Annotated in this window: 7 protein-coding genes and 1 pseudogene; 2 read left to right on the top strand and 6 right to left on the bottom strand. The window is 56.7% G+C overall.

Annotated features, from left to right (window positions below; translation table 11 throughout):
* From AC5JJ6_RS28225 to AC5JJ6_RS28215, 3 genes are all read right to left on the bottom strand, one after another.
* Window positions 1-264: DsbA family oxidoreductase (locus tag AC5JJ6_RS28225; RefSeq protein WP_496045251.1), on the bottom strand; the 264-nt coding region annotated here is incomplete at its 3' end.
* Between the two features lie 69 nt (window positions 265-333).
* The gene (locus tag AC5JJ6_RS28220) at window positions 334-834 is read right to left on the bottom strand and encodes a glutathione S-transferase C-terminal domain-containing protein (RefSeq protein WP_496045250.1); all 501 of its coding nucleotides are present in this window, start codon (window positions 832-834) and stop codon (window positions 334-336) included.
* A 182-nt stretch (window positions 835-1,016) separates the two neighbouring features.
* Complete coding sequence (locus tag AC5JJ6_RS28215) at window positions 1,017-2,120, bottom strand: NADH:flavin oxidoreductase (protein ID WP_496045249.1); 1,104 nt, start codon at window positions 2,118-2,120, stop codon at window positions 1,017-1,019.
* Between the two features lie 109 nt (window positions 2,121-2,229).
* Here AC5JJ6_RS28215 and AC5JJ6_RS28210 point away from each other — a divergent pair, with 109 nt between their 5' ends.
* Together AC5JJ6_RS28210 and AC5JJ6_RS28205 are read left to right on the top strand one after the other, a co-directional pair.
* Window positions 2,230-3,111, top strand: coding sequence for a LysR family transcriptional regulator (locus AC5JJ6_RS28210; RefSeq protein ID WP_496045248.1), 882 nt, complete (start codon window positions 2,230-2,232; stop codon window positions 3,109-3,111).
* A 39-nt stretch (window positions 3,112-3,150) separates the two neighbouring features.
* Window positions 3,151-3,792, top strand: a pseudogene (locus AC5JJ6_RS28205) (IS5 family transposase); the annotation flags it as partial.
* Window positions 3,793-3,997: 205 nt separating this feature from the next.
* On the opposite strand, the gene AC5JJ6_RS28200 reads toward AC5JJ6_RS28205, so the two are convergent.
* The 3 genes from AC5JJ6_RS28200 to AC5JJ6_RS28190 form a co-directional block, all read right to left on the bottom strand.
* Window positions 3,998-6,535, bottom strand: coding sequence for an ATP-binding cassette domain-containing protein (locus AC5JJ6_RS28200; protein ID WP_496045247.1), 2,538 nt, complete (start codon window positions 6,533-6,535; stop codon window positions 3,998-4,000).
* Window positions 6,536-6,602: 67 nt separating this feature from the next.
* Window positions 6,603-7,877 (bottom strand): substrate-binding domain-containing protein, encoded by a 1,275-nt coding sequence (locus AC5JJ6_RS28195; RefSeq protein WP_496045246.1) that lies wholly within the window; start codon window positions 7,875-7,877, stop codon window positions 6,603-6,605.
* A 56-nt stretch (window positions 7,878-7,933) separates the two neighbouring features.
* Window positions 7,934-9,067 (bottom strand): ABC transporter permease, encoded by a 1,134-nt coding sequence (locus AC5JJ6_RS28190; protein WP_496045245.1) that lies wholly within the window; start codon window positions 9,065-9,067, stop codon window positions 7,934-7,936.
* Between the last annotated feature and the right edge of the window lie 309 nt (window positions 9,068-9,376).

Genomic DNA, 9,376 nt, shown 5'->3' with positions numbered 1-9,376 from the left:
GCGGATGTCGATGCCCAGCTGTTCGGCCGCTGGGTAGACGCCTTCTTTCCAGGCTCTGGGTAGATAATCGTCTCCAGGCCGCAACGTTGGGGTCGGGTATTCGCGCAGCTCGAACGGCATCCAGATGATGTCGACTTCCAAGCCCTCAATTGCCTTCCTGACGACCTGTTCGCCGAGCAGGCAATACGGGCACACGAAGTCGATCCAGATGTGAACTGAGGTGCGACGAGTAGCTTCCGGCGGGGCTGGGTTTTTCTGTTCCATGTTCATGTCCTTCAATCGTGATTGCCGACCCAGCCATTGCTGTCCAGCAGGGACGCGAAGTCGCTCGCATCATGCCGCTCGCGGATCTGGTTCCGACCTGCTCCGTCCAGCGCTGTAGATGGCGATATTCATCGATCTGCAGAAAGTCGCCGGCACTGTATAGTTCGCCCCGTGAGAGCGACCGTACCACGGCCAGATCGCCATGTCGGCGATAGTGAAGTCGGAGCCGGCGATGTACTCACTGGCTGTCAGGCCGCGATCGAGCACGTCGAGCTGCCGCCTGGTCTCCATTGCGAACCGGTCGATTGGGTATTCGTATTTCTCCGGCGCATAGGCGTAGAAGCGGCCGAAGCGCCCACGAGGAAGGGACCGCTGCTGACCCGCCAGAAGAGCCAGAACAGGCATTCCGCCCGCGCACACCTTTCTGGGGAAGGAAGGAGTCGAACCGCTTCCGAACTGGTCCCCTCTGTCGATTTGGAACAGCCACGCGTCATACTCAGCGCCGGTATGTCCGGCCTTCAGTAGCTCCTCGAACATGATGGTGACCTTTACGCCGTTGCGCGTGTCCATCGAGTAGAACTGGAGGGGATGTCGGTCTATCTCCAGCGCCTTGTCGTGTGTCCGACCGGCGGTCGGGCGGTTGATGTGCGCGAACGTCCCACCGTTCTCCGCGGTCCAGGTCTAGATCCTAGGCGGCACGTAACCCTTCGTGTTGCTCATGTCCTGTTGCCGCCATCCCGCCGTCCTGCGGTTCACATCCAGAGTTCGCGGTCCTTGATGTTTGCGATCGGGCCGAGAATGCTGTGATCGAACTCCGCAAGATGGTGCGCCGCTTCAGCACGGCGAGGAAGATCAGGATTGGCAAGTGCACCGCGACCTATCGACACCAAATCCGCACCCTGCTGAAGTACATCTTCGGCCCGTGTCAGGTCGTGCAGGCTGCCGTTGGCGATGATCCGGCTGTCAGGCGCATTGTGGCGAGCCAGCGCGACGAGGCTGTCACGGCCATCTTCAAATGCAGGCTGCCAGACCTCGAACTCTGTTACGTGGATGAAATCGGCGCCGGCATCGGCCAGCGATCCGAAGATGATCTCAGCATCCCGCTCGCGACCCTTCCACTTGTGGAGGAAGTCATTCACCTTGCCCTGTGAAATGCGGGTGCCCACCGGGACGGTCTTGCCGACTTTCTCGCGCACGGCTTTGAACACGGCCAGCAGGAACTCGGCACGTCGACGCGTGTCACCGCCCCAGCGGTCAGTACGCTCGTTGGTATAGTCAGTCAGGAATTGATCAATGAGGTAGCCGTTGGCGCCGTGAATTTCCACGCCGTCGAACCCGGAGACTGATACCGCACGCGCAGCGGCCTGGGCAAAGCCCTCAATCACGTCGGCGATCTGCTCGTCCGTCATGGCAACCGGCGTCGGATAATCATCCCTGCCATAGTAGAAGTCCATTTGCTTGCCCTTAGGTTTGAACGCCGATGGCCCGATGCTGCCATCACGGAAGTGGTTGCCCTGGCTGATGGCGCCCGCGTGCATGATCTGCGCGAAAATGCGCGCGTCATGCTGGTGGGCAACCTCGACTATCGGCCGCCATGCGAGCGCCTGCGTCTCATTGCTGATGCCCGGCTGGTGAATGTACCCTTGCGAGAACGCCTGGTCCGTATAGATGCCTTCCGTGATCAGTAGCCCGAAGCCGCCCCTCGCGAAGCGCTCATAGTAGCGCTTCATGGTTTCGGTCGCCGCGCCGTCCTGGGTGGCACTCACGCGCGTCATTGGCGCGACGGCGAACCGGTTGCGGAGAGAAAGGCCGTTTATATCAGTCTTCGTGAAAAGAGGAGCGACGTCCGTGCTCATGATCGATCTCCATGAAAAGAATTTTCCTTCGGCGGATCAGGTAATGACCATTGGCAAGGCTCAGTAGGCGAACTGGACGATAAGTACTTTATCGTCTATCGTTAAGCTGATGGATCTGTCGGATGTCTCCCTCTTCTGTTCGATCGTGTCGGCGGGTAGCCTATCGGGCGCTGGACGGCACGCGGGCATGTCGCCGATGGCTGTGAGCAGGCGGCTGGCGGGGTTGGAGCAGGAACTGGGTGTCCGGCTCATACATCGTACGACGCGGTCGGTTGCGTTGACGTCGGACGGCGAGACGTTCCTGCCTCTTGCTCAGGCGATGCTCGACGCCCGGGACGCCGCCGTCGCGGCATTCGCCGAGCAGCACGACGGACTGAGCGGCGTGCTCAAGATAACGGCGCCCAACGTCATTGGGCGCTCACTGGTCGTGCCATTGGTCGCGAGGCTCATGGCCGCTAATCCGCTGCTGCAGGTCGACGTCACACTTACCGACGGCATCCTGGACATCGTGGCGTCGGGCATCGACGTGGCGATCCGCGTAGCGCCCTTGCCGATGTCGGAATTGGTTGCGGTGAAAGTGGCGGACAACCCGCGTGTCTTGTGCGCCTCTCCCAGCTACATTGAAGCGCATGGGCGCCCTGGAAAGCTCTCGGACCTCGATAACCACGTCTGTCTGACGCTGCACGGCATCAATGCCTGGTTGTTCAGGCATGGAGAGCAGCAGATCGCCAAGCGCGTCACAGGCAGGTTCTCGGCCAGCAGCGTCGATGCCGTTCGGGCGGCGTGCCTCGCCGGCGCCGGACTTGCGATACTCACGTACTGGGACGTCGCCCAGGATATTGCCGCTGATAGCCTCACCGCCGTCGCCTTGACTGACGCACAGCCGGAGATGCTCGCCATCTGGGCGGTGCTACCGACGAGACAACACATGCCATCACGCGTGCGGCGTTTCGTAGATGAGTTGAAGGCGTCGCTGAGGCTCGGCGCCTAAGCAAGGACGACCAATGCCAGCGAGCGGCTGCACGAGGTCTCCCGCCGCAGCGCCGACCTGGGCGTCTCGACCGCCCTGAAGAAGGCCTCCGGGCCGGTTCACGTGGTGATCGAAAGCACCGGCCTCAGAGTGTTCGGGATCGGTGAATGGCAACTCGAGAAGCACGGCGGAAAGCCGCGCCGGACCTGGCGCAAGCTGCAGCTGGCGGTCGATCCCGACAGTGGTGAGATCCTCGCCTCGGAACGAACGACCACCGAGGACAGTGACGCTTCCCTGGTCGGCCCGCTGCTCGACCAGATCCCAGGCCCGATTGCTTCCCTGACGGCGGACGGTGCGTACGACGGGGAACCAACCTATCGGTCTGTGGCTGAGCCACGCCCGGCGTCGCCGTGGACACCCCACCCAGATCAACGGCAGTGCCGAGCGCCGCGGCGGACACCAACTCGAGCGCGACCGGTACATCCAGGTGATCCAGTAGCGCGGGCGGCTTGGCTGGCAGCGAGCAGTCGATTACGGCCGCCGCTCCCTCGGAGAAGTCGCGATGCTGCGCGACAAGATACTGATCGGCCGCAGCCTTCGCGCCTGGACTCTGCCAACGCAGAAGACCGAGGCTGAAGTCGCCTGCAAGGTGATCAACATCATGCCAACCTCGGCATGGCGGTGTCCTGCCGGGTCGCCTAACCGCCACGGGATTGGGAAAAGTTTGCCCGCATGATGATTTCTGCACCAACGTCATAGCGACCATCAAAAAGGCTAAACCGTGAATGCCTCCAGATTATATGAAATCCGGCAATAGTGGGTTAAATTCTCCCAAATACTAGCTTCCGCCAGCTATAATGCTGCAGGATGCTACCGAATTTCACAATTTCCTCGACTGGTGCTGTAGTCAGGCAGCTCTGCGCGCTGCCTGTGAATATACCGCAACGCCTACGATTGTAAGGAGGCCGATGAACCAGTACTGCCATGCTTGGGACAAACCAAGAAAAACCATGGAAGAGTTGACCAATTGGATCAAGATTGCTCCCAGCAGGACCCCGATGAATGATCCTCTCCCTCCTAGGAGACTTGCCCCACCAAGCACGACAGCGGCCGTGCTCGACAGAGTAAACTCCAGTCCTTGATTTGGATCGCCGATCCCGAGCAACGCAGCGACGATCAGACCGCCGATCGCTGTCAAAGCGCTACAGGCTACATAGGCCCCGACAAGCGAACGGCTGACATTGACGCCAATATGGGCTGCAGCCTTTTCATTGGACCCAATGGCCCGAATATTCATGCCCCAACGACTTTTGCGAAGAGCATAGTCCATAACGAATGCCACGATCACAGCGGCCGCGAACACCAAGGGTACACTGGAGACATTTGTTTTCATGCCATCAGTAAATGCTGTACCTATGGTGCCGTCCGGATATGGACGCAACAGGACAGAAATACTCTGCAAAATTATATAGATACCGATAGTTGCGGCAACGGCCGTAAAGTTTGCGAAACGGATAAGAATACCGTTCACGACACCTACCGCTGCTGCGGCCAGCAGGATTAGGCAGATGCCTAAACCTGAAATTGTAAATCCGGTTCCATCGTTCAGATAAAATGAGCCGATGATCACCGAAAGGCCCACCAAAGGACCGACTGATAGGTCAATCCTGCCAGTTAGGACCGCGCACAGCTGACCAAAGGAAACGAATGCCAAAGCAGCCGCCATATATAGAACTTTTTCGATGTTGAACGCAGAAATAAACCTAATATTGTAGGCTGACCCTGCAACTGTCAGCAGAATTATCAATATAGAAAGCACGAAAAGCGGCGTGTTATCGCTACTCATCATCCGGCCAATCTTCGTCGCGAGGCCATTCTTCCGCACGCTTTCACCGGAATGCCGTAACGATGTCGCACTGATCATTGTACGGCCAATGTTGCTTTCGGTTACCGCCTCACCTTGGAGTTCACCCACAATGTGGCCGCGGGAAAAAACTGCAACTCGGTCGCAAAGACCTTCTAGCTCAACGATGTCGGACGAAACGACGATCACGATCGTGCCGTCGGCAGCCAATTTTCGAAGAATATCATAGATGTCCGCGCGAGCGCCCATATCTACGCCAGCGGTGGGTTCTTCAGCCAGAATGACACGGGCGTTGCCTAACAGCGCTCTCGCCATCATCGCTTTCTGCTGGTTGCCACCTGAGAGCGTAGTGATCGGCTGTTCAATTGTCGCGGTCTTGATCTTCAACTTATTGCGTTGTTCTTCAACTGCCGTTGCCTCGCGCGAACGACTCACGACTCCAAATCTCGAGAAGCTCGAAAGTGCAGAAATCGAAGCATTCTCGCGGACTGACAAGCTGCGGAATACGCCTTCCTTCTGTCGTTCAGGAGACAAATAAATGATGCCGTTTGAACGAGCAGCGCTCGGACTGCCGAGTTTGAATGTATCGTCGTTGAAGCCGACACTGCCACTTGTAGTATCAGTCAAGCCAGCCAATGCGCGCAGAAACTCACTTTGACCATTACCAGTAATTCCAGCAATACCAACGATTTCGCCCGCTTGTACGGTCAGATTGACATCACTGAAGCCTGGCCCTGACAGACCAGTCACGCGAAGCGCCTTTAACGTATCAGGATTGCCTTGAAGCTTAAGAGGATAAGTGTTCTTAATAGATCTTCCGACAATAAGTCGTAAAATTTCTTCGTCACTCAATTCCGAGATCAGGCCACCACCTTTTACTTCGCCATCGCGCATGACCGTCACAGCATCAGCTATCTGACGGATCTCCTGGAGGCGGTGAGAAATATAGATGATTGTCGCACCGCCGGCCGCGGCCTTGCGAATGTTGTCGAAGAGAATTTCAACCAGATTTGCCGTCAGTGCTGCTGTAGGCTCATCGAGGATAAGGACCTTGGGCTTGACGGCCAACGCCTTCGCCAATTCGATCAGGTGGCTTTGTGCAATATCGATATCGACCAATCTAGCAGAGGGGTCAGCGGTTGAGCCAACCTGCTCTAACTGAGCGCGAACCCAATCTTCATCACGCTTATAGCCTTGGCGGTATGCCTCCGGCACAGCGAGGAGCATATTCTCGGTCACGGTGAGGTCCGGGAGAACGGCCGGATGCTGATGAACAAGGGCAAGACCAAGGTCGAGGGCTTCAGAGACCGACGCACGGATCATACGCTGCGAACAGATTGTTACCGTCCCCTCGTCGGGATCGAGCGCACCCGCCGCAATCGCCATCAAGGTCGATTTGCCGGCGCCATTTTCCCCTAACAGGGCATGGACCTCGCCACGCCGCGCGGTGAAGGAAACATTTTTGACCGCGGTCACTGGTCCGAACCGCTTCCATACACCGTTGACCTCAAGGCCAGGTTCGCCGTTAAAGGAATGGGAAGCCAAACTCACCACCGCTGCGCTAGTTTTCAGCTTTGTCATTTTGCACAACTCTCACCAAGACAAAAATTCGAACGGTGAGCGCCGAAGCGCTCGCCGCGGCTTGTCCTCAGAGACCGCCCTTGAGAGCAGCAAGTACCTGCTCATCAGAGAGGCTCGTGCTGTTGGACGCAGTGTCAGGAAGCTTCGGATTGCAGAAGGCCTTCCCAGCGAGAGAATCGTCAAGAGCAAAGTTCTTGATGACCTTCCCACCCGGTCCGGCGATCTCATGCTCAGTACCGTCCGGGCCTTTGATGGTCATGGGTTGGTCCATCTTGCCTCCAGCAGCGGTTGCGATCGCCCAGCGGATAGGCAGGCGAACGGTCCAACTGGCAGCGCTGTTCGATGTGTACTGGAAATTTTCGTCCTTGTTGTTCTTATGCAGTTCGTTCCAAGTGCAGCCGTAAGAATTGACGTCTTCACCAGCAATCTTAGGCAGCGGTCGACCGGCGCGCTGAAACGCACCCGATGTTAGGACACCGTAGCTCGAGTCTACCATGACGCCGTCGATCGAAGGATATCGGGCGATTAGTGCTGTCAGGGCCTTGCCGACCCTATCGGCATCCCAATTCGTTACTTCGAACGGCAATTGCCCGATCTGCTCGATTTCCGGGTAATTCTTCAGCGCTTCGGTGAGACCTTGCCCTCGCTCGATGCTCTGACTTGTGCCGGCGGGCCCGCCGAGATAAACGAGCTTACCCTTTCCGCCCATCGCCTTTGCAAGCCAGTTCCCCCAATCAAGTCCCTCCTGCTTCAGGTCGAAGCCGACAAACATGCTGTAGTCCTTGCCTTCAGTGCCGCCGACCTTGGCTCGGTACGGGATGATGGTCGACCCTTGATTGAAGGCATCACGGATGGCGGGAAGGAGAGCCGGGCCAGCGTCAGGAAATACGACAATTGCGTTCGTTCCACGTGCAGCAAGGCTGGTAATATCCGAGATGGCCTTCTGCGTATTTCCCTGACCATCGGTATGGCTCCACGAAATCACATTCGGGCATTGGCTTGCCTCGTTGATAGCGGCTGCCGTCGCAAGCTGACGCCAAGGGTTCTGCGCAGTGCCATCGGCAAGAGCCAGGCTGATTTCTTTCGTTCCGCACCAGGATGGAGTTATTTTCTGCGCCCCGAAGCAGGAAAAAACTCCATCCAGGCTGATTTCTTTCGTTCCGCACCAGGATGGAGTTTTTTCCTGCTTCGGGGCGCAGAAAATACCGCCCGATATTGACTGGCACCATTGCGCCGCCTGAGCTGTCCCAAGGCTTATAGGAGCAAGCCCGAAAAGCAGGAAGGCGGCAGAAAATCTGGCGGCACCCTTGAGACCAATGTTAAGCGTAACTGTATTCTTCATGTGTTCTCCGTCCTTTGAGTTATTATTTCCAACCATCTGTTGAGCGGTCGGTCGATTTACGTCGTCGCGGACCTTCCGAAGGCTCTCAGCTGACTGAGTGCTTCCCGGAAGTTCGTGCCATAGATCGCGACGCCAACTAGAATTGTCACACCTTGGAAGAGATACTGCACCCCAACGCTTGCACCCGTTGTCAGTACGAGTTGCTGGAGTTGTGATAGAAAGAGGGCTGCTACGAAGGTTGCGGCCAGATTGCCCTTGCCACCGAAGAGTGAAGTTCCGCCGAGCACCGTTGCTGCAATTGATGGCATCAGATAGCTGTCGCCTTGCTGAGTGCTTGGCGTCTGCATGAGACCACCTAAAAGAATGCCACCTGCGGCATAGAGCAAAGCTGCTGCGGTATAGGCTGCAATCTGGTAATTGTCCGCGACAATGCCCGCTGCCCGCGCCGCCCTGTTGCCTGCGCCAACGGCCTCAAAGTAACGACCGACCACGGTAGCCTTCACTACGAACGTGGCGACCATCGAGAGGATAACCGCGACGAAGACAAGGTTGTTGACGCCGAACGTCGTGCCATTCGCAAAAGCGGTCAACTCACGTGGCGCCGCTACAGGAACACCGCCGGAAATTTTCAGGACAAGACCATACAGTAGCGCGTTCATCCCGAGAGTAGCTACGATTGGAGCAATCCGCATCTTGCTTATGAGCACGCCACTCACAGCGCCTGCCAGACCACAGACCACAAGAGAGCAAAAGATCGCTAGGGTCACACTCTGCAACGCTCCGGTCATGTTTGCGTTGAAGTAGCAAACAATAACTGCGCTGAGTGACACTACACCAGGGACGGACAGATCGATGCCTGCCTGCTGAATGACGAGTGTTTGTCCGACACTGATGACGATCAGGATGGCCGCGAAAGGCAACATCCCAAGGACTGCCCCGGAGCTTACACTCTGCGGGACGAAGAACCCGCCGACCAGGAACATGAGGATAGTCGCCGCGGTAATCCCGAAAGTCGGCCCACTTGTGATTTTGATCAGAGAAGACTGGTTCTTCTGTGCCGAAGGTCTACCCAAAATACCCTCCTGGCCAATCGGCCCGCTATATTGAGCATCGCGTTCTCGGTTCCGGCTGGCTTTTTGAACAGCTCGGATTTTGCTTGAATGCGGTGCTGAAGAAAACTTTACGATCACCTCGGAAATCGAACAATCTCATTTATCTTTCGAATTATGCTGTTTTACAGCATAATAGAAAACCTTTCAGTGGCCAGAAAAGCCGAGTTTTTTGAGCCGACCTTTGATTTTCAATGATTAATAGATCTGGCTTCCAAAACAGTTGCCAGAAACGCCTATGCATTGTGCGCATGCCTGCCGTTGAAACAGGCCTACTGCTCAAAAATGCTGCGGTGCACTATATGAAATTTGCAGTGCACAATCAACGAAAGATAGAGTTTCCAGTGATTTTTAAGCGGATCTGCGCATGTATCCAAGCTTACCAGACCT

The organism is Skermanella sp. (assembly GCF_059503625.1).
Note: the sequence above shows the minus strand (reverse complement) of the source record. Positions and strands in the feature narration are given on the sequence as shown.